The sequence below is a fragment of the Nonomuraea sp. LPB2021202275-12-8 genome (assembly GCF_037044575.1).
GTDB lineage: Bacteria > Actinomycetota > Actinomycetes > Streptosporangiales > Streptosporangiaceae > Nonomuraea.
In genome coordinates, this window is sequence record NZ_JBAHWD010000147.1 from 1 (window position 1) to 562 (window position 562).

The 562-nt window shown below is 63.9% G+C and carries 1 protein-coding gene; it reads right to left on the reverse strand.

Annotated features, from left to right (window positions below; translation table 11 throughout):
* Positions 1 to 266: 266 nt before the first annotated feature.
* Positions 267 to 562: hypothetical protein (locus V5E28_RS49110; protein WP_336217206.1), on the reverse strand; the 296-nt coding region annotated here is incomplete at its 5' end.

A 562-nucleotide genomic window follows, 5' to 3' on the forward strand; every position in this document is an offset into this window, starting at 1 on the left:
CACAAGCTCCTGGTCGACGGCTCTCACGGCTTGCTCCGTCTCCAGGGCCATGCACCTGTGTCCAAGGACGTTGTTAGCGAAAGCGTTAGCAAGATCAGTCGACCACTGGCCATCCTGGTATTGCCGACTGGCGGTCAACCGACCTGCTGAACTGCGGACACGAACGCGCCCTGAGCCTTTCCCATCGGTCAAGGGCACCCAAGAATCCCGGAATCGTCGGGGTCGTCAACGATGTGAGCGTCTGTCGATGGCGGGTGGCGTACTGATCAGCACCGGTCCCAGCGGCGGGACGAAGCGAGTTGAACGTCGTCCTCTTTTACGGTCAGGGCGCCGCCAGCCCTGTCCCAGAGAGCAGCCCGGCCGTTCGCATCTCCGAGCAGCACCAGAGGACGGCCCGGTACGGGTGCCGCGCCCTTGAAGGCGATCTTCTCAGTGACGGGCACAAGGCAGACAGCCTTTGGCTCGATCCCGTGAAACGGTTTCGTCGTCCCTGCGGCCCGCAGGTCCCGCAAGGCGATGGCACCACCCCGGGCCCCTTCCTGTATTCCGAGGACGCAGGGAA